The organism is Burkholderia sp. L-4, from assembly GCF_056856535.1.
Genome location: NZ_JBXEOX010000001.1, coordinates 2,236,723 through 2,254,757, shown reverse-complemented (window position 1 = coordinate 2,254,757; position 18,035 = coordinate 2,236,723). Strand labels below are relative to the sequence as shown.

The 18,035-nt window shown below is 66.2% G+C and carries 20 protein-coding genes; 9 read left to right on the top strand and 11 right to left on the bottom strand.

The window, feature by feature from the left end:
- The first annotated feature begins 1 nt into the window (after window position 1).
- Together AC1VVG_RS10455 and guaA are read left to right on the top strand one after the other, a co-directional pair.
- Window positions 2-607 carry a hypothetical protein gene (locus tag AC1VVG_RS10455; protein ID WP_034188824.1) on the top strand — a complete coding sequence of 202 codons (606 nt, stop codon included), beginning with the start codon at window positions 2-4 and terminating at the stop codon, window positions 605-607.
- A gap of 107 nt (window positions 608-714) precedes the next feature.
- On the top strand, window positions 715-2,334 hold the full coding sequence (gene guaA, locus AC1VVG_RS10450; RefSeq protein ID WP_034188823.1) for a glutamine-hydrolyzing GMP synthase: 1,620 nt from the start codon (window positions 715-717) through the stop codon (window positions 2,332-2,334).
- Window positions 2,335-2,484: 150 nt separating this feature from the next.
- On the opposite strand, the gene AC1VVG_RS10445 is transcribed toward guaA, so the two are convergent.
- Window positions 2,485-3,381, bottom strand: coding sequence for a LysR family transcriptional regulator (locus AC1VVG_RS10445; RefSeq protein WP_482835599.1), 897 nt, complete (start codon window positions 3,379-3,381; stop codon window positions 2,485-2,487).
- Window positions 3,382-3,498: 117 nt separating this feature from the next.
- Between AC1VVG_RS10445 and AC1VVG_RS10440 the strand changes: the two genes are divergently transcribed.
- Together AC1VVG_RS10440 and AC1VVG_RS10435 are read left to right on the top strand one after the other, a co-directional pair.
- Complete coding sequence (locus AC1VVG_RS10440; RefSeq protein ID WP_124669726.1) at window positions 3,499-4,428, top strand: NmrA family NAD(P)-binding protein; 930 nt, start codon at window positions 3,499-3,501, stop codon at window positions 4,426-4,428.
- Window positions 4,425-5,582 carry an epoxide hydrolase family protein gene (locus tag AC1VVG_RS10435; protein WP_482835598.1) on the top strand — a complete coding sequence of 386 codons (1,158 nt, stop codon included), beginning with the start codon at window positions 4,425-4,427 and terminating at the stop codon, window positions 5,580-5,582. Before AC1VVG_RS10440 ends, AC1VVG_RS10435 begins: the two co-directional genes overlap by 4 nt.
- A gap of 264 nt (window positions 5,583-5,846) precedes the next feature.
- Here the strand turns inward: AC1VVG_RS10435 and AC1VVG_RS10430 are convergent, their stop codons facing one another.
- A complete protein-coding gene (locus tag AC1VVG_RS10430; RefSeq protein ID WP_059561817.1) occupies window positions 5,847-6,410 on the bottom strand; it encodes a TetR/AcrR family transcriptional regulator in 564 nt (187 codons plus the stop codon).
- Window positions 6,411-6,569: 159 nt separating this feature from the next.
- Here AC1VVG_RS10430 and AC1VVG_RS10425 point away from each other — a divergent pair, with 159 nt between their 5' ends.
- On the top strand, window positions 6,570-7,007 hold the full coding sequence (locus AC1VVG_RS10425; RefSeq protein ID WP_482835597.1) for an ester cyclase: 438 nt from the start codon (window positions 6,570-6,572) through the stop codon (window positions 7,005-7,007).
- A 117-nt stretch (window positions 7,008-7,124) separates the two neighbouring features.
- Here AC1VVG_RS10425 and AC1VVG_RS10420 read toward each other — a convergent pair whose 3' ends face one another.
- From AC1VVG_RS10420 to AC1VVG_RS10380, 9 genes are all read right to left on the bottom strand, one after another.
- A complete protein-coding gene (locus AC1VVG_RS10420) occupies window positions 7,125-7,742 on the bottom strand; it encodes a 3'-5' exonuclease (protein ID WP_034188818.1) in 618 nt (205 codons plus the stop codon).
- Between the two features lie 390 nt (window positions 7,743-8,132).
- Window positions 8,133-8,582 carry an acetyltransferase gene (locus tag AC1VVG_RS10415; RefSeq protein ID WP_049032644.1) on the bottom strand — a complete coding sequence of 150 codons (450 nt, stop codon included), beginning with the start codon at window positions 8,580-8,582 and terminating at the stop codon, window positions 8,133-8,135.
- A 97-nt stretch (window positions 8,583-8,679) separates the two neighbouring features.
- Complete coding sequence (locus AC1VVG_RS10410; RefSeq protein ID WP_051700999.1) at window positions 8,680-9,168, bottom strand: NUDIX hydrolase; 489 nt, start codon at window positions 9,166-9,168, stop codon at window positions 8,680-8,682.
- An 8-nt stretch (window positions 9,169-9,176) separates the two neighbouring features.
- Window positions 9,177-10,055 carry an NAD(P)-dependent oxidoreductase gene (locus tag AC1VVG_RS10405; RefSeq protein WP_049032642.1) on the bottom strand — a complete coding sequence of 293 codons (879 nt, stop codon included), beginning with the start codon at window positions 10,053-10,055 and terminating at the stop codon, window positions 9,177-9,179.
- 107 nt (window positions 10,056-10,162) lie between these two features.
- Window positions 10,163-10,441, bottom strand: a complete 279-nt coding sequence (locus AC1VVG_RS10400) for a gamma-butyrobetaine hydroxylase-like domain-containing protein (RefSeq protein ID WP_200086475.1) — start codon at window positions 10,439-10,441, stop codon at window positions 10,163-10,165.
- Window positions 10,438-11,433 carry a HEAT repeat domain-containing protein gene (locus AC1VVG_RS10395; protein WP_482835596.1) on the bottom strand — a complete coding sequence of 332 codons (996 nt, stop codon included), beginning with the start codon at window positions 11,431-11,433 and terminating at the stop codon, window positions 10,438-10,440. Before AC1VVG_RS10395 ends, AC1VVG_RS10400 begins: the two co-directional genes overlap by 4 nt.
- Before the next feature lie 31 nt (window positions 11,434-11,464).
- Entirely contained in the window at window positions 11,465-11,710 is a 246-nt protein-coding gene (locus AC1VVG_RS10390) for a 4Fe-4S dicluster domain-containing protein (RefSeq protein WP_034188813.1), read from the bottom strand.
- Window positions 11,711-11,721: 11 nt separating this feature from the next.
- Window positions 11,722-13,461 (bottom strand): fumarate reductase/succinate dehydrogenase flavoprotein subunit, encoded by a 1,740-nt coding sequence (locus tag AC1VVG_RS10385; protein ID WP_482835595.1) that lies wholly within the window; start codon window positions 13,459-13,461, stop codon window positions 11,722-11,724.
- Window positions 13,458-14,228 (bottom strand): GntR family transcriptional regulator, encoded by a 771-nt coding sequence (locus AC1VVG_RS10380; RefSeq protein WP_034188811.1) that lies wholly within the window; start codon window positions 14,226-14,228, stop codon window positions 13,458-13,460. The genes AC1VVG_RS10385 and AC1VVG_RS10380 overlap by 4 nt, the downstream gene beginning before the upstream one ends.
- 289 nt (window positions 14,229-14,517) lie before the next feature.
- Between AC1VVG_RS10380 and AC1VVG_RS10375 the strand changes: the two genes are divergently transcribed.
- From AC1VVG_RS10375 to ldcA, 4 genes are all read left to right on the top strand, one after another.
- The gene (locus tag AC1VVG_RS10375; protein ID WP_482835593.1) at window positions 14,518-15,735 is read left to right on the top strand and encodes an MFS transporter; all 1,218 of its coding nucleotides are present in this window, start codon (window positions 14,518-14,520) and stop codon (window positions 15,733-15,735) included.
- A 280-nt stretch (window positions 15,736-16,015) separates the two neighbouring features.
- A complete protein-coding gene (locus AC1VVG_RS10370) occupies window positions 16,016-16,417 on the top strand; it encodes a DnaJ family domain-containing protein (protein WP_034188809.1) in 402 nt (133 codons plus the stop codon).
- Window positions 16,414-17,010: a tRNA adenosine(34) deaminase TadA gene (gene tadA, locus AC1VVG_RS10365; protein WP_069706307.1), complete on the top strand. Its 597-nt coding sequence runs from the start codon at window positions 16,414-16,416 to the stop codon at window positions 17,008-17,010. The genes AC1VVG_RS10370 and tadA overlap by 4 nt, the downstream gene beginning before the upstream one ends.
- An 82-nt stretch (window positions 17,011-17,092) precedes the next feature.
- Window positions 17,093-18,031, top strand: a complete 939-nt coding sequence (gene ldcA / locus AC1VVG_RS10360; RefSeq protein WP_034188808.1) for a muramoyltetrapeptide carboxypeptidase — start codon at window positions 17,093-17,095, stop codon at window positions 18,029-18,031.
- Window positions 18,032-18,035 lie beyond the last annotated feature (4 nt).

Genomic DNA, 18,035 nt, shown 5'->3' with positions numbered 1-18,035 from the left:
GATGAAACCGCTGCTGCGAGCCGTGCTGATCCTCGATGCCGTGCTGCTGCTGGCGTTCGGCGTGCTGTTCGTGCTGACGCCCTGGCAGTCGCTGTTCAACGCGCTGCAGTTGCAGAACATCCAGCCGGTCATGCTTGGCCAGGCGTTCGGCATCGCGTTGCTCGGGCTCGCGTGGCTCGCGTTTCATGCGGCGTTCAACGGTGACCTCACGGCGCCGGTGGCGCGGTCGGTCGGCCACGTGTACTGGCTGACCGGCGTGCTGACGATCGTCTGGTCGCTCGGCGCCGGCAGCGGTCCCGCGCTGGCGGCCGCCGGCAGGGTGCTGTCGGTCGTGGCCGGCGTTGCGCTGATCGTGCTCGGCCTCGGCGGCGTGAGGATCGCAGCGGCCGTGCGCCGACGGGAGAAGGCGCAGGCGCTCGAGGCACGCGCACCGGCCCAGCGTCCGGCCGAGCCGGCGATGGCGCCGGCGGCGTCGCCCGCACCGCAGCGCGTGGAGCCCGTCGTCGGCCGTCCCGCGGCACCCGAAGCATCGTCGCCGGCGTCATCCGGTTCCAGTCGATCGTCCGGCGGCGTCGCACTCGACGAACGCCCGCCGATGCAGGATTGACCGGCGATGCGTCGCGCGAGCCGCCTGCCGCCCGACGCCGCTGTCCATGCTTTTGACGCAGCGCTCGATGCGCTGCTTTTCTTATTCTCTTCATCCCGTCCGCAGCCATGCACGACAAAATCCTGATTCTCGACTTCGGTTCGCAAGTCACCCAACTGATTGCGCGGCGCGTGCGTGAAGCGCACGTCTACTGCGAAATCCACCCGAACGATGTGTCCGACGACTTCGTCCGCGAGTTCGCGCCGAAGGCGGTGATCCTGTCGGGCAGCCACGCGAGCACGTACGAAGACCATCAGCTGCGCGCGCCGCAGGCCGTGTGGGATCTCGGCGTGCCGGTGCTGGGCATCTGCTACGGCATGCAGACGATGGCCGTGCAGCTCGGCGGCAAGGTCGAGTGGAGCGACCATCGCGAATTCGGCTACGCGGAAATGCGTGCGCACGGCCATACGCGCCTGCTCGACGGCATCGAGGATTTCACGACGGCCGAAGGCCACGGGATGCTGAAGGTCTGGATGAGCCACGGCGACAAGGTTGCCGAGCTGCCGCCGGGCTTCGCGCTGATGGCGTCGACGCCGAGCTGCCCGATCGCCGGCATGGCCGACGAGGCGCGCGGCTACTACGCGGTGCAGTTCCACCCGGAAGTCACGCACACGGTGAAGGGCCGCCAGATCATCGAACGCTTCGTGCTGCAGATCGCCGGCGCGAAGCCCGACTGGATCATGAAGAACCACATCGAGGAAGCCGTCGCGAAGATCCGCGAGCAGGTCGGTGACGAGGAAGTGATTCTCGGCCTGTCGGGCGGCGTCGATTCGAGCGTCGCGGCCGCGCTGATCCACCGCGCGATCGGCGACCAGCTCACCTGCGTGTTCGTCGACCACGGCCTGCTGCGCCTGAACGAAGGCAAGATGGTGCTCGACATGTTCGAGGGCCGCCTGCATGCGAAGGTCGTGCACGTCGATGCGTCCGACCAGTTCCTCGGCCACCTGGCCGGCGTGACCGATCCGGAAGCGAAGCGCAAGATCATCGGCCGCGAGTTCGTCGAGGTGTTCCAGGCCGAGGCGAAGAAGCTGTCGAAGGCGAAGTGGCTCGCGCAGGGCACGATCTACCCGGACGTGGTCGAATCGGGCGGCACGAAGACGAAGAAGGCAACGACGATCAAGAGCCACCACAACGTCGGCGGCCTGCCGGAAACGCTCGGCCTGAAGCTGCTCGAACCGCTGCGCGACCTGTTCAAGGACGAAGTGCGCGAGTTGGGCGTCGCGCTCGGCCTGCCGCCGGAGATGGTGTACCGCCATCCGTTCCCGGGCCCGGGCCTCGGCGTGCGGATTCTCGGCGAAGTGAAGCGCGAGTATGCGGACCTGCTGCGCCGCGCGGACGCGATCTTCATCGAGGAACTGCGCAACACGACCGCGACCGCGCAGGACGCGGCGGCCGGCCTGTGCGGCGAAGCCGATGTCGGCAAGAGCTGGTACGACCTGACGAGCCAGGCGTTCGCGGTGTTCCTGCCGGTCAAGTCGGTCGGCGTGATGGGCGATGGCCGCACGTACGACTACGTGACGTCGCTGCGCGCGGTGCAGACGACCGACTTCATGACCGCGCACTGGGCGCACCTGCCGTACGCGCTGCTCGGCCGTGCGTCGAACCGGATCATCAACGAGGTGCGCGGGATCAATCGCGTGGTGTACGACATTTCGGGCAAGCCGCCGGCGACGATCGAGTGGGAGTGATTCACAATCGGCTCACGTCGTCTCGAGCAGTATCAAAAATCGACCGTGAGCCTTTTGTGTGAAGGGGTTGAGTGATTCAGCGCGCATCCTGTTTCACTCAATCCCGGTCATTCGGGCGGTACGAATGACGGTACCGCATGAGACGGCTGGCTAGTCGCGCGAGGACGTTAGCCTGACCGTATCAAGGTGAGCGATCAGGGCATCGATGAAAGCCCGGACCTTTGCCGACATGCTGCGGTGCGTCGGATACAGCGCGTGAAGCTCGATGGGTTCCCGTCGCAATGACGGAAGGACCCGCACCAGGGTGCCGGCCGTCAAGGCGGGAGCCGCGAGGTAGCTGGGAAGAAAACCAATCCCGCCGCCGCCTTCAAGAACGATCTTCTGCGCAGCCGCGTCCGGGATGATTGCCCTGCCACGCGGCTGTATGGTCAATTCCGTTTTGCCATCCTGAAAAATCCAGTTCGTGGGCGCCTCCCGAACGACGAGCGCATGTCCGTGAAGTTCAGCTGCCTCCATCGGAACGCCCGCTCGCGCCAGGTAGGACGGACTTGCGCATAACCACAATTCAACGGGTGGCAGCCTGCGAGCGATGAGCGACGAGTCAGGCAGTGTGCCGACGCGCACCGCTACGTCGATACCGTCGCGCGCAATGTCGACGTAGTTCGAGTCCGTGGTCAGCTCCACGGCGAGTTCCGGATAGCGGTCGAGAAATTCAGGCAGCATGGGCGCCACGAGTCCCTGCGCGAACGATTGCGTCGTGTTGATCCGTAGAAGCCCGCGCGGTTTCCCCGCGTAGCCATCGATGATCGCCTGCGCTTCCTGCAGGTCCTGAACTGCCCGCGACGCGTAGGGCAGCAGCAGTTTTCCCGCGTCAGTCAGCCGGAAATGTCGTGTGGACCGGTCGAAGAGCGCCGATCCAATCTCCGTCTCCAATCGGACGAGTGCCCGGCTGACGGACGATTTGGGCGTCTTCAGCGCCCGTGCGGTGCCGGAAAGGCTGCCGCTATCGGCTAATCGAAGAAAGATGATGAGGTCGGCCTGATCCATTTCGTATCGTTTTCCGGAACAGCGAGTCGCGATTCAGCCATCTTATATTCAAACCCGGAACAACCTAGACTTCTTCTCAACGACGTACACCGCGCGTCATGACGAACCGAGGAAGTCATGGAGAACACGCAAACGAGCTATCTGGTCGCCGGCGCCGCCGGCAATCTTGGGCGCAGGGTCATTGATGCGTTGCTTCGCACGCGGCCCGCCAGTGAGATCCGTGCGGGTGTTCGCGGCGGTTCAGCAGGCAAACATGCCCATCGTGCAAAGGGGTGGGCAGCGAACGGCGTAACCGTCGTCAATATGGATCTGGACGACCCGCTCAGCCTCAGGCACGCCTGTGCCGGCGTCGGTACCGTCATTTCGGCAGTTCAGGGCGGACCTGACACCATCATTGACGGCCAGTCCCGTTTGCTCGATGCAGCGCTCGCGGCGAACGTCGGGCGATTCGTCCCGTCGGACTTCTCGGAGAACCTGTTCTCGATTCCTGAAGGCATTAACCCTTACCTCGACATGCGGCGGACCTTCGATCGCAAGGTCGCCCCGAGTGGCATCGGCTATACCCACATCCTGAACGGTGGATTCATGGAGGCCGTGTTCTCCCATCCCGGCCTGATCGATGCCAACGCGGGCACGATCACTTACTGGGGTGACGACGAGGTGCCGCTCGATTTCACTTCCATGAGCGACGTCGCGGCCTGGACGGTGGCGGTCGTCGAGGATCCGGCATCGGCCAACCGGGTGGTGTCCGTGGCAGGTGACTGCCGCACCATTGCCCAGATCGCAGGTGACTATGCGGCAGCGACGGGCAGGGCGCTTCATCGGATTCGTCGAGGCTCGATCGCGGACGGATACGCCGAACTACGGCGAATGGCGAAGGCCGGTGCTCATCCGACGGCGATGCTGTCGCTCCAGTATCTGCTACCGATGATGTCGGGCGAAGGGACTTTGCGCGACATCGCGAATGACCGATATCCGGCGGTGCGGCCGACATCGCTCGTCGACTTCATGAAACGTCGCTACGCAACTAAAGGCAGCAAGTCATGAGTGATCTGATCAAGCCGTTTCATCTCGATGTGCCCGAGCTCGAATTGTCTGATTTGCGCGAGCGACTGCGGCGGGTGCGCTGGCCCGACCCTGAGACCGTCAATGACACGAGTCAGGGTCCGCGGCTTTCAAAGCTGCAGGCACTGGTCGCGCATTGGATAGAGGGTTACGACTGGCGTCGCTGCGAGTCGATGTTGAATGACTTCGGGCAGTTCAAGACGACCATTGACGGCCTTGACATCCACTTCCTCCACATTCGGTCACCTGAACCCGATGCCGTTCCATTGCTGATGGCGCATGGTTGGCCCGGTTCCGTGCTTGAGTTCCGCAAGGTGATAGGGCCGCTCGGCAATCCCGCCGCACATGGCGGCGATCCGAGGCAGGCGTTTCACCTCGTCATTCCGTCGATGCCGGGATTTGGTTTTTCCGACAAACCTGATGAACCCGGATGGGACATGTCGCGCATTGGGCGCGCTTACGTTCAGCTGATGCACCGACTGGGCTATGACCGTTGGGTCATGCAAGGTGGTGATCTTGGCGCAGGCGTGACGGACGAAGTCGCGTCACTGGCGCTCCCCGAGCTTATGGGTATCCATCTGAACTTCGCGATGTTCATGCCCACGCCGGACGAAATGCGCGACGCGACGCCGGATGAGCAGGGCATGCTCGACAGTGCCCGGTATTTCTGGAGCACGCTATCCGGATACGCTCAACAGCAGCAGACGCGACCGCAGACGATAGGCTACGCGCTCGCGGATTCTCCGGTTGCGCAGGCAGCGTGGATTTACGCGATGTTCCAGGACACGTGCGGCACCGCGGGCAACGCGGAAGCTTCCTTCACGCTCGACGACATGCTAGACGACATCATGTTGTACTGGATACCCAATACGTCGGCTTCGTCAGCACGACTGTATTGGGAACTGAAGCGATCCAACTGGTCCTCCGCGGCTCGTATCGATCGTCCCATTGCCGTGCCGTCTGGATTCACCATGCTTGCTGGCGAACACGTACGAAAATCGCGGCGGTGGATCGAACGACGCTACCGCGATGTGCGGCACTTCGGCGAGCACGAGCAGGGTGGCCATTTCGCCGCGTTGGAAAATCCGAATGCGCTGGTAAGCGATATTCGCGCGACATTTGCGAGCATCCGTTAAAGATGAGCCAATGGCCCATCTGCTTCCGAACGTTGTTCGGAAGGGATTTAGCTCGGCCGCAAAAGCCTGGACGGCGAACACGATTGCGGCGGACGCAGACGAAGCAGTGGGTTCCTGGCCGGCCGATGCCGCAATCGTGCGTCAATCAACGTAGGGGGTGCGCCGCACGAATTTCATCCGCCACCTTTGGCGGACTGTCACGCCGTCCAAACCGAGCGGCGTGAACGGCTTGATCGGACCGGCCTGAAATAGCAGGAGGATCGCTCATCCGAACAGGCCGCGAATAACCAATGCTACCCGCGCCAGCCGCGTGCTGTGCTTGATCCGGCCTGAGCTTTCGAGCTGAACCAGCCCATGAAGGGTTGCCCAAAACGTCTCCGTCGCCACGTCGACATTCAGACTCGACGGCACGACAGCGGCAAGCACCTCGAAGGCTTCTCTCAGTTCAGGCCTGGTGTCGGCCTCTGCGAAAAGCAAGTCGGTCGGCATCGTGAACATCGCCTCGTAGAGCGCGGGATTGTCGCGAGCGAAGTCGAGATAGGCGATCGCAACGCTTTCGCACGCCTGGCGGGGATCGGTTGATCGCTGCGCCGCTTGATGAAGCGCCGTCTTGATTTCCCGAAAGCCTTCGAGCGCAACGGCGCCGACGATCGCGTCCCGGTTCCTGAAGTGCGAATAGAGTACGGGCTGGCTGTACTCGATCTCGTCAGCCAGGCGGCGAACGGTAACGGCGCTCCAGCCCTCTGCCTCCGCAATTTGTCGGGCCGCTGCGGTGATGCGCTGCTCGCGTGCGTCCCGGTCCCTGTTCTTGCGCTCGGCGACCCCCATCACTGATTCCCCCAAAAGCCTCTTTGACCCGAAATTATACCGATGCTTGAAGATATAGCATTGCTAAACTATGATTCTAGCGTTGCTAGGTATTTTTGCTCAGATAGAGCTCCGAAGCAGGCAGTGATGTGACCCCCTAACCGCAAAAGGACTTCATCCATGACCAGCGCTACCTCCTCTGATCTGACCAGGCTCGGCTACCTCTTTGCCGAGATCATGTCCAACCACGATGTATCGCGCCTCGACGAGATCAAGGCCCCGAACTACGTGAACCACAACGCATTCGCTGAGCCCGGACTGGAAGGTTCCAAGAAGGTACTTGGGGCCATCATCGCGGGCGTTCCCGACCTGAAGGTCACCGCGGAAGACGTTTTCGTGTCGGCAGACGGCTCCCGCGTGGTCGGTCGCTATCGCTACGAGGGCACCCACACCGGCAACCTTCTCGGCTACCCGGCGACCGGCAGGCCGTTCGTCATGCGCTCGATCGACATCTGGCGGGTGGAGCACGGCCGCTTCGCCGAACACTGGGACGAACTCAACACCCTCGAGGTCTTCATCCAGATCGGCGCCGTCCAGCCGCCCAAGCAGCCTGCGTAAGCTTCCGGGTCGGGTTCACGTCCGGGCAAAAAAACGGCTTGGCGCTTGCCAAGCCGTTTTTGCATTCACGCATCGCGTGGAACGGGACGCGTCGTATCACCGGGCGCGACCGGATGCCTACGCGTGCGCGCACCCGAGCGAACGCAGATACATCGGCACCTTCGCCTTGCTCGTTGCCTGGACTCGCGACATCAGCGCGTGATCGATGCGATCCAGCCCGTACGTCCGGGCGATGTCGTGCTGCAACCGGCACCACAGATGGCCGGCCATTTCGGCATCGACCATCGCCCGGTGCGCGCGGCCCGATTTCGGTAAACGCAGCATCTCGACCAGGCTCGACAGGCGATGACTGCGAGCGTCCGGGTAGATCCGTCTCGCCACCAGCATCGTGCAGGCGAACGCATGCTCGGCCGGCATGCCGAGCTGCCCGAGCTCCGATTGCCAGAAGCGTTTGTCGAAACCGGCGTTGTGGGCGACGACCGCATGCTTGCCGACGAACGCCGCGGCTTCCTTCATGACTTCGGACGCCGGCGGTGCCGACGCGATCATGTCGTTCGTGATGCCGGTGAGCGCGACGACATCGGACGGGATGCGCCGGCCCGCATTCATCAGGCTCTGGAAGCGGTCGACGATCTGCCCGTCACGCAGAAGGATGACGGCGATTTCGGTCGCGCGGTCGCCCATGTTCGGCGACAGCCCGGTGGTTTCGAAGTCCAGTACCGCGACGGTCTGCATGGTTGAATCCTGCTGCTTCATGGGGTGACGTTTGGGTTGGCCGAGAGAGTAGCATCATCGGGGCGGAGATAGGCTCGTTTGGCCCGAGAAACGCGCGTTCTCGCTATTGCACCGTTTGTGACTGGCTGCGATGCAGGGGCGTGATCCGACTGACGTTGTTCCACGCGTGATCGTCGCGCGGCAAGCTCACCCGGACCTTCGGCCATCCGGATCAAGATCGGATGACGGCAGGAAATCCGGGCTTGCCAGCGCGGCGGCTATCCGTTACCTGCGCTCGAGAACGACATGGCATCGGCGCGATTGGCGTCCGACAGCGGGCCGCGAACGGGAATCGAGATGTCATCGCTCGGATAACGTGCGAATGGATGTCGCACCGGTTCCCGATCCTGCTCAGGATCGTTCGCTACCGCGATAACGAAGGTGAATCAGCGGATACGGCCGCCCTTGTCCGTCGCAGGCCGATCGTCCGCAGCGCTCGAACCCGAGCCGCTCGTAGAATGCCGTGGCCGCTTCGTTCTGCTCGTTGACGTCGGTCGTCAAATCGGGGTGGCGCCCGAGCGCAGCTTCGACAAGCCGCCGACCGACACCCGTCCCATGATGGGCGGGATCGACGAACAGCGCTTCCATGTGACTGCCGTCGAGCAGCATGAAGCCGATCGGCCGATCGTGCGCGTCGACAGCGAGGTCGAGCGGCGCGGCCGGCAGGAACGTGACGACTTCGGCTTCGATGGCGCGGCGGTCGTCGTCGCTCAGGAAGGGGTGGGTTGCGTCGACGGCACGGCGCCAGATATCCAGCACGCGTGTGCCGTCGGCCTCGGTGGATTGGCGAATTCTGATCATGATTGGATAGGTTGTGATCCGGTGCCCGGCGGGTAGCCCGCACCGCGATGGATCGGGCGCATCGTCCGCGCGGTAGCGCGGAAACGACGGCGAAGCGTCAAACGGGCGAGCGCCGCGCGTCGCCCAGGGATGCCGACCGTTCGATCGCCCGTCGAGCGACGTCGCGCACGCCCGCACTCATCGGCACGTCATCACGATCGAGCTCGTCGAGGGCGAACCAGCGCGCATCGAGCGCATCGTCGCCGGCGGCGGGCGTGCCGCGCAGCCATCGGCACAGCACCGCGACCATGATGAAATGCTGGCGCACGGCGCCGCCCGCATCGTAATCGAACGCATCGAGCGCGGTAAAGGCGTCGAGTGCATCGACCGCGACGGTCGTCTCTTCGGCGATCTCGCGAATGACCGCGTCCGCGATCGGTTCGCCCGGTTCGATCTTGCCGCCGGGGAACCCCCAGCAGCCCGCGTCGGGCGGATTCGCGCGGCGCACGAGCAGCACGTCGCGCTCGCGCAGCACGATGCCGATCACGGCGGGAACGGGGCGCACGGTTGCGGCGGCGCCGATTGCGGAGGGCTGCGTTCCGGACATGGGCGCGCCTATGCGTCGGTGCGTCGTTCGATCGCGCGAATCACCGCGACCATGTCGTCCGATCCATGTCCGGCTTTTTCGGTCTCGCCGTAAAGCGCGTGACAGACGTCGAGCAGCGGCGACGCGATGCCGGTGCCGCGCGCGGATTCGGCGACGAGGCGCGCGTTCTTCAGCACGTCGGTGATCGCGGCCTGCACGGAGAAATCTTCCGCGACGAGCTTGCCGAGTTTCACGCGCGATACGTCGCTTGCCATCGGGCCGGCGTTCAGCACGTCGGCGAAACGTGCGAGATCGATACCGTGACGTTGTGCGAAATGCGTGGCTTCGGTCAGGCCGGTGACCATCGTGATCAGGAACAGGTTGACGGCCAGCTTCATCGTCAGCGCCGACGGCACGTCGCCGCACACGAAGCTGTCGCGGCACAGCGGCTTCACGAGCGCGCGCACGGCGTCGACGTCGTCCGGCGCACCGGCCAGCATCACGACGAGCTGGCCCGCTTCGGCCGGCTTGCGCGACCCCGATACGGGCGCCTCGACGTAGCGGCCCGACGCGGCGGCGATTTCATCGGCGAGCGCACGCGAATACCCGGGTGCGTTGGTGCCCATGTTCACGATCGTGTGGCCGCCGACGCGCGCGGCAAAACCGGGTGTGCCGCGCGCGAGGACGGCGTCGATCGCCGCGTCGTTCGCGAGCATCAGGATCACGGTGCGGCACGCCGCGAACACGTCGTCGACGTGCTCGGCGATGCGCGCGCCGGCGGCGCGCAGCGCATCGTCGCTGCCGCGCGACCGGCTCCACGCGACGAGCGGCGTGCCGGCACGCGCGAGATTGAGCGCCATCGGCGTGCCCATCACGCCGAGGCCGATGAATCCGACTGCGGTTTGCATGTCCTTGCTCCCACGGTGGGTGGAGACGTTCGTGGGCGTCAGTATCGCAGCGTTTCCACACGCGTGCCATCGCGCCCGCGAACCCGCGGGAAGCCGCACGGCGGCTGCTAGTCGATGTCCGCCAGATAGGGCCACGGATAGATGCCGCGCGCGTGGCCGTCGCCGAACATGAAGCGCACGCCGTAGCCGGCCGGCTCCACGCCTTCGAGCGTCAGGTCGGGCCGGGCATCGATGCGACCGCCGTCACGCCGGATGCGTCGGCATGCCGCGCACGGGCATTCGGAGCGCAATCGCGCATAGCCGATGCGCTGCGTTGCGCCGTCGGGCCAGCGCAGCATGAGCGCGCTTGCCGGATGGTCGAGCGCGATTTCGGTCGGCGCGATCATCGGGGCGCGTCGCCGATTTGCCGGATCGCGATCCGTACGGCCTTGCGGACTTCCGGGTCGCGATCCTCGAGCACATCGTTCAGGGCGGGCAGCGTCGCGGGGTCGCGCAATTCGCCGAGCGCGAGCGCGGCTTCCTTGCGCAGATTGCTGATCGCATGCGAGAGCAGCGCGACGACGGCCGGCGCCGCAGCCGCGTCGCGCAACTGCCCGAGTGCGCGTGCTGCGCGCAGACGCACCTGCCAGTAGTCGTCGTCGAGCGCGGCGACGAGCGGCTCGCGCGCCAGCGTCACGCGCAGCTTGCCGAGCGTGGTGGCTGCTTCCTCGCGTACTTGCCATGCGCGATCGCGCAGCGTGGCGAACAGCGCATCGATGACGGCCGCATCGCCGGCTGCCGCGAAGCCGATCGAGCCGACCGCGGCACGTCGCACGTCCGCATCGGTATCGGCCGTCGCGATGCGCGCGAGCGGCGAAAGCGCGCGCGGATCCTTGAGCCAGCCGAGCACCGTGACGGCTTCGGCGCGCACGGCGGGGGGCTCGGCGTCGAGCGCATGCAGCGCGGGTGCGAACGCACCGGGGTCGCGCAACTCGCGCAATCCGCGCAGCACGGCACGGCGCACGAACGGCTCGGGCCGGTCGGCCCAGCGGCACAGTACGGGACCCGACGCCGGATCCTTCAGTTCGGACAGGCTCTGGGCGGCGGCGGCGCGCACGTCGTCGTCCGGATCGAGCAGCGCGCCGCACAGCGCCTCGACGACGTCGGGCTGTTCCCACGCACCGAGTACGCGGGCGGCTTCGCCGCGCACGTCGGCCGACGGGTCGGTGCGCAGCGCGGCGACGAACGCCGGCACGCGTTCGGGATCCTCGAGATCCGCGAGTTCGAACAGCGCGACGCGGCGCACGGATGCGTCGGACGCGGCGAGGCGGGCGACGAGCGCGGCCGGGTCACGGTCGTGTGCGCCGGGTAGCGGGGTGGCGAAAGGAGAGTCGGTCATGAGCGAAGAAAAAGGGCGTTGACGTACGCGGTCAGCGCAGAAGGTAAGGGATCTCGACCTTGACTGCGCCGGTCGGGCAATCGCGCTCGCACGGCATGCAGTACCAGCATTCGTCGAACTGCATGTAGGCCTTGCCCTTGGTCACGTCGATCGCGAGCAGGTCGAGCGGGCACACGTCGACGCAGACGGTGCACCCCTTGTCGGCGATGCAGCGTTCCTCGTCGATCGTCACGGGTGCGCTGCTGCGCAGGAAGATGTCGTGCGGGGTATGGGGCACGGTAGGGCTCCTTAGGGGGCAGTCGCGAGCGCGGCCGGTTCGCGGATGCGCAGATTCGTGTAGGCACCGCGATCGTCGTCGGCCAGCGGCACGACGTACGGTTCGACCGGCCGCTTCTCGCTGCGCATCGCACCATCGGCATCCTTGCGCAGCCACGTGTGGCAGAACCATTCGGCGTCATCGCGATGCGGGAAGTCGACGCGATGGTGGTACAGCCCCCAGCGGCTCTCGGTGCGGAACAGCGACGCGCGCGCGGCCATTTCCGCGCAGTCGCGGATCGCGCGCACTTCGGCCGCCCGCATCAGTTCGTGCGGATGACCGGCCTTGATCTGTTCGATATCCTCAGTAATATCGTCAAGGCGTTGCAGCCCGATTTCCATCTTGCGCGTCACCTTCGGCGGTTGCAGGTAATCGTTCACCATGCGGCGCAGCTTGTATTCGACCTGCGCCGGCGCGAGGCCGTGTTCGCGCAGAAGCGGGGCCATCACGCGGGCGCGTTCGGCCTCGACCTGTTCGTCGTCCACCGGCGCAAGGTCGCGTCCGGCCACGTCGTCGGCCGCGTTCTGCCCGGCGAACCAGCCGTACGTGAACGCGCCGAGCATGTAGTTGTGCGGGACGGCCGCCATGTCGCCGGCCGCGTAGAGCCCCGGCACGGTCGTCTCCGCGCGCGCGTTCACGTACACGCCCGATGCGCTGTGACCGCTGCAGAAGCCGATCTCGGAGATGTGCATCTCGACCATCTGGCTGCGGTAGTCGGTGCCGCGCCCCGCGTGGAAGCGGCCGCGGCTCGGCCGTTCGTTCGTATGCAGGATCTGCTCGATGGTCTGGATCGTTTCTTCCGCGAGATGGTCGAGCTTCAGGAACACCGGGCCGTTGCCGCTCTGCAGTTCCTGGTAGAACTCCCACATCATCTGGCCGCTCCAGTAGTCGCATTCGATGAAGCGCTCGCCCTTGCCGTTCGCGGTGAAGCCGCCGAGCGGGCCCGTCACGTACGCGCACGCCGGGCCGTTGTAGTCCTTGATCAGCGGATTGATCTGGAAGCATTCGAGATTCGCGAGCGCGGCGCCCGCGTGATAGGCCATTGCGTAACCGTCGCCCGCGTTGGTCGGGTTCTCGTAGGTGCCCATCAGGTAACCCGATGCCGGCAAGCCGAGGCGGCCGGCCGCGCCGCAGCAGAGGATCACGGCCTTCGCGCGGATCACGTGAAACTCGGCGGTGCGGCAGTCGAAACCGAGCACGCCGCTTGCGCGGCCCTGCGTATCGGTCAGCACGCGCGTCGCGACGATCCGGTTCGTGATCGCGATGCGCGCGCGCTTCAGTTGCCGGTACAGCACCTTCTTGATGTCGTGCCCCTCCGGCATCGGCAGCACGTACGAGCCCATGTGATGAACCTTCCTCACCGCGTAGTCGCCGGTGCCGTCCTTCTCGAACTTCACGCCCCAGCGGTCGAGCTGCTCGATCGTCGTGAAGCTGTGCGCCGCGTACGCGTACACGGCTTCCTGGTCGACGATGCCGTCGTTGGCGATCGTGATTTCGCGCGTGTACTGTTCGGGCGTCGCGTGACCGGGGATCACCGCGTTGTTCAGGCCGTCCATGCCCATCGAGATCGCGCCGCTGCGCTTCACGTGGGCCTTCTCGAGCAGCAGCACACGCAGGGACGGGTCGCGCTCCTTCGCCTTGATCGCCGCCATCGGCCCGGCCGTGCCGCCGCCGACCACGACGACGTCGTATTCGTGAACCTGGGTTGTCATCGCTGTTTCCTTGCAGATTTGCGTGGTTTTTGCCGGTCGATGCGCAGCCGGTACTGGAATGCGTCGCCACGGAAGTAGAGGTATTCGTAGTCGATCGGGGCGCCCGACGCGTCGTGCGTGAGGCGCTCGATGCGCAGCACGGGGCTGCCGTCCTCGACGTGCAGCGCATCGACGATCTCGTCGTCGGCGAGGATCGCGTCGATCGACACGTCGGCATGACCGAGCGGGATGCCGCAGTCGTTTTCCAGCACGAGGAAGATGTCGCGGGTCGCGAGATCGGCGCCCGCGAGGCGCTTGCCGAGCGCTTCCGGCACCCAGGTCTGTTCGAGCGACACCGGTTCGCGGTTCAGCAGCCGCACGCGGTGGATCTCGACGAGCGGCGCGCCTTCCGGCACGTTCAGCTTGGTCGCGAGATGGCGGTCGGCTTTCACGGTGCGCAAGCTGCGCAACTGGTTGACGATCTCGTAACCCATCGACGACATCGCCTCGGCGAAGCCCTGCAGCGACGTCACGTTCTGGAACGCCTTCGGCTTCGACACGAACGTGCCCTTGCCGTGCAGCTTGAACAGCAGTCCTTCCTTCTGCAGGTCGCCGAGCGCCTGGCGCACCGTGATGCGGCTGACGTCGAACATCGCGCACAGCTCGTGCTCGGACGGCATCCGGCTGTGCGGCGCATAGGTGCCGTCGAGAATGCGCGCGCGCAGCATGTCCTTGATCTGTACGTAGAGCGGGGCCGCCGACAGCGGCACGACGTTGGATGCGGTCATCGATCAACTTGTTATGACAAGATAGGCCGAGTGTAGTCAGCGTGGCCGCGCGGCCAAACCAACCATTTCCGATAACGAATTTCCGATTCCGGCAAAGCGGGGCGAACGCGTGACCGGTTCGTTGCCGGCCGCGCGGATTGGCCGACAATGAAAAATCGCCGGCCCGTGACCCGCGGATGTCGATTTCCCGATGATTCGTCCGTCGTATCCATGTCGACCGGGTATGGCGCCGCACATGCGGCCTGTACCCGGTTTCCGAGGGTGGCCGAAACGGACAAGGAGACGCCAAATGACGGATTCCCGTTACCGCTGGGTGATCGTCGCCGCGGGCGGCCTGATGGGCTGCGTCGCGATCGGCGCGATGTTTTCCCTGCCGGTGTTCCTGCGCGCGATTGCGCGCGACACGGGCTGGTCGATGACCGGCATTTCCACGGCGATGACGCTCGGCTTCATCGCGATGGCCTTCGCGAGCATGGCGTGGGGCAGCCTGTCGGACCGGATCGGCACGCGGCCGGTCGTCCTCGCGGGCGCGGTGCTGCTGTCGGCGAGCCTCGCGCTGGCGAGCCGCGCGCCGTCGCTGTTCGCGTTCCAGCTGACCTTCGGCCTGGCCGTCGGCGGCGCGACGGCCGCGATATTCGCGCCGATGATGGCGTGCGTGACGGGCTGGTTCGACACGCACCGCAGCCTCGCGGTGTCGCTCGTGTCGGCCGGCATGGGAATGGCGCCGATGACGATGGCGCCGCTCGCCGCGTGGCTCGTGTCGGTGCGCGACTGGCGCACGTCGATGCTGCTGATCGCCGGGCTGGCGGCCGTCGTGATGATTCCGGTGTCGCTCCTGGTACGGCGGCCGCCCGCGCTCGACCCTGCCTCCGCGCACGCCGCGCCTTCGGCTGCCGGCGCACCGGCGGCGATGTCGGTCGCGGATGCGCTGCGCTCGCCGCAGTTCATGATCCTGCTGCTGACCAACTTCTTCTGCTGCGCGACGCACTCGGGCCCGATCTTCCACACGGTCAGCTACGCGGTCACGTGCGGCATCCCGCTGATCGTCGCGGTGTCGATCTACAGCGTCGAGGGGCTCGCCGGGATGGGCGGCCGGATCGCGTTCGGCATGCTCGGCGACCGCTTCGGCGCGAAGCGCATGCTGGTGGCGGGGCTGCTCGCGCAGGCGCTCGGCGCGCTCGGCTATTACTTCGTGCGCTCGCTCGACGGGTTCTACGCGGTCGCGACGCTGTTCGGCTTCATCTATGCGGGCGTGATGCCGTTGTATGCGGTGCTCGCGCGCGAGAACTTCCCGCTGCGGATGATGGGCACCGTGATCGGCGGTTGCGCGATGGCCGGCAGCCTCGGGATGGCCGCGGGCCCGGTCGCCGGCGGCCTGATCGTCGATACGTTCGGCAGTTACGGCTGGCTGTACCTCGGTTCGTTCGCGATCGGCCTCGGCGCGTTCCTGATCGCGATGATGTTTCGCCCGTTCGCGAAAACGCGGCCGGAAACGGCGGCCGCTTGATGCGGCGGCGGAAACGGAACGGCTGCCGTTTCGTCGGACCGGCGCGGTCCGGCGCGCCTCGTCACGAATATAAAACAGGGCCCGACGCCGTTTGCGTCTGGAGCGGCCCGCACGGCGCTCGGCCCGCTGCGGCGCAGCAGAGCGGTATTTGACGGTGATCGGCGTGCATGCGTGGCGATTCGGCCCCTAAAAAGCACAATATCGAGCATATATTCGAAGGGCCTGTCATAGCCGCGTCACCCTGCTAGAATTCGGCCTGCCGCATTGTTCCGATTGACTGATGAGATTGCTTGACGCCCTGGTCGAACAACGTATCGCCGCCGCCGCCGCGCGGGGCGAGTTCGACGATTTGCCGGGTACCGGCGCGCCGCAGGCGCTGGATGACGACCTGCTCGTGCCCGAGGAGGTGCGGGTGGCCAACCGTATCCTGAAGAACGCGGGCTTCGTGCCGCCGGCCGTCGAACAATTGCGCGCGCTGCGCAACCTGCATGACGAAGTGCAGGCGGTCAGCGACCGTGCCGCGCGCTGCCGGCTGCAGGCGAAGATCCTCGCGCTCGACATGGCGCTCGAATCGCTGCGCGGCGGCCCGATGGTGATGCCGCGCGACTACTGCCGGCGCATCGCGGAGCGCCTGTGCGAGCGCGGGCTCGACGAAGCGCCCGCCGACACGGGGCCGATGTGACGTCCGACGCGCTGCACGACGCAGCCCGGTCGGCAACCGCTCCGACGGCCGAACCGGCCACCGATACACCTGTTCCCGAAGCCACGCCCGTGTCGGCGCGCGACCTGCATTTCATGCGGCTCGCGCAGGCCGCCGCCGAAGAGGCGCGCGCGGCCGGCGAGGTGCCGGTCGGCGCGGTGCTCGTGCGCGGCGACGAAGTGATCGCGCGCGGTTTCAACCATCCGATCGGCGGGCACGACCCGTCCGCGCATGCGGAAATGGCCGCGCTGCGGATGGCCGCGCAGCATCTGCGGAATTACCGGATGCCCGGCTGCGAGTTGTACGTGACGCTGGAGCCGTGCCTGATGTGCGCGGGCGCGATCATGCATGCGCGCATCGCGCGGGTCGTCTACGGCGCCGCCGATCCGAAGACGGGCGCGTGCGGCAGCGTGATCGACGCGTTCGCGAATCCGCAGCTCAACCACCATACCGAAGTGACGGGCGGCGTGCTCGCCGACGAGTGCGGCGCCGCGCTGAAGTCGTTCTTCGCCGAGCGCCGTCGCGCGCTGCGCGAGGCGCGGCTCGCCCGCGATGCCGCACCCGGCGCGTCATAAGCCCACCCGTCAGGCACGACGCCGTGAACCGGAGACGGTTCGGACCCTCTAAGCAGGTTTGACGACCCGACACCTTTCCCCCATGTCCTTCCAGCCCGCCGCGTCCTATACCATCCGCCTGCTGGCGCCGTCCGGTTATCCGCACGACCCGGACGCGATCAATCGCGCGCTCGAACGCCTCAGCACCGCGCAGCATCGCATCGAGAACATCGAGGCGACGCAGCGGCGCTACCAGCGGTTCGGCGGCACCGACGGGGAGCGGGCAGGCGACCTGAACCGCCTCGCCGATCCCGAGCGGCCGCTGCCGGACATCGCGCTCGCGGTGCGCGGCGGCTACGGCGCCGCGCGGATCCTGCACGGGCTCGACTACCGCGGGCTCGAGCGCCGGCTGCGCGACCAGCCGGTCGCGCTCGTCGGCCACAGCGACTTCACCGCGATCCAGCTCGCGCTGTATGCGAAGGCGCGCATCAAGACGTTCGGCGGCCCGATGCTGTCCGCCGACTTCGGCGCGGAAACGCCGAGCGACTTCACGATGCAGCACTTCTGGCAGACGCTGACGCAGCCGGGCACGACGATCGTCACCGAGGCGCCGCAGGTGCAGGCGGCGAACGTGACGGGCACGCTGTGGGGCGGCAACCTCGCGATCCTGACGTCGCTGATCGGCACGCCGTACATGCCCGACATCGAAGGCGGCATCCTGTTCATCGAGGACGTCAACGAGCAGCCGTTCCGGATCGAGCGGATGATCTACCAGTTGCACCTGTCGGGGCTGCTCGCGCGCCAGCAGGCGCTCGTGCTCGGCCAGTTCACCGGCGCGCGGCCGTTCGAGTACGACAACGGCTACGACATGCAGGCCATGATCGACCAGGTCCGAGCGGTGATCGGGATCCCGGTCGTCACGGGGCTCCAGTTCGGCCATGTGCCCGACCTGCTGACGCTGCCGTTCGGCGCGCAGGCGCAACTGGTCGCGAATGCGCACGGCTTCCGGCTGACCTTGTCGGACTACCCGCATCTCGGCTGATGCA

Coding starts and splice junctions, on each gene's coding strand:
- AC1VVG_RS10430 (WP_059561817.1), bottom strand. CDS start 6,410: ATGGGGGTCGCCGAGCGCAAGAACAGGGACCGGGACGCACGCGAGCAG.
- AC1VVG_RS10445 (WP_482835599.1), bottom strand. CDS start 3,381: ATGGATCAGGCCGACCTCATCATCTTTCTTCGATTAGCCGATAGCGGC.
- AC1VVG_RS10405 (WP_049032642.1), bottom strand. CDS start 10,055: ATGCAAACCGCAGTCGGATTCATCGGCCTCGGCGTGATGGGCACGCCG.
- AC1VVG_RS10370 (WP_034188809.1), top strand. CDS start 16,016: ATGAGATTGCTTGACGCCCTGGTCGAACAACGTATCGCCGCCGCCGCC.
- AC1VVG_RS10440 (WP_124669726.1), top strand. CDS start 3,499: ATGGAGAACACGCAAACGAGCTATCTGGTCGCCGGCGCCGCCGGCAAT.
- AC1VVG_RS10425 (WP_482835597.1), top strand. CDS start 6,570: ATGACCAGCGCTACCTCCTCTGATCTGACCAGGCTCGGCTACCTCTTT.
- AC1VVG_RS10375 (WP_482835593.1), top strand. CDS start 14,518: ATGACGGATTCCCGTTACCGCTGGGTGATCGTCGCCGCGGGCGGCCTG.
- AC1VVG_RS10415 (WP_049032644.1), bottom strand. CDS start 8,582: ATGATCAGAATTCGCCAATCCACCGAGGCCGACGGCACACGCGTGCTG.
- AC1VVG_RS10395 (WP_482835596.1), bottom strand. CDS start 11,433: ATGACCGACTCTCCTTTCGCCACCCCGCTACCCGGCGCACACGACCGT.
- AC1VVG_RS10380 (WP_034188811.1), bottom strand. CDS start 14,228: ATGACCGCATCCAACGTCGTGCCGCTGTCGGCGGCCCCGCTCTACGTA.
- AC1VVG_RS10455 (WP_034188824.1), top strand. CDS start 2: ATGAAACCGCTGCTGCGAGCCGTGCTGATCCTCGATGCCGTGCTGCTG.
- AC1VVG_RS10385 (WP_482835595.1), bottom strand. CDS start 13,461: ATGACAACCCAGGTTCACGAATACGACGTCGTCGTGGTCGGCGGCGGC.
- AC1VVG_RS10410 (WP_051700999.1), bottom strand. CDS start 9,168: ATGTCCGGAACGCAGCCCTCCGCAATCGGCGCCGCCGCAACCGTGCGC.
- ldcA (WP_034188808.1), top strand. CDS start 17,093: ATGTCCTTCCAGCCCGCCGCGTCCTATACCATCCGCCTGCTGGCGCCG.
- AC1VVG_RS10420 (WP_034188818.1), bottom strand. CDS start 7,742: ATGCAGACCGTCGCGGTACTGGACTTCGAAACCACCGGGCTGTCGCCG.
- AC1VVG_RS10400 (WP_200086475.1), bottom strand. CDS start 10,441: ATGATCGCGCCGACCGAAATCGCGCTCGACCATCCGGCAAGCGCGCTC.
- guaA (WP_034188823.1), top strand. CDS start 715: ATGCACGACAAAATCCTGATTCTCGACTTCGGTTCGCAAGTCACCCAA.
- AC1VVG_RS10435 (WP_482835598.1), top strand. CDS start 4,425: ATGAGTGATCTGATCAAGCCGTTTCATCTCGATGTGCCCGAGCTCGAA.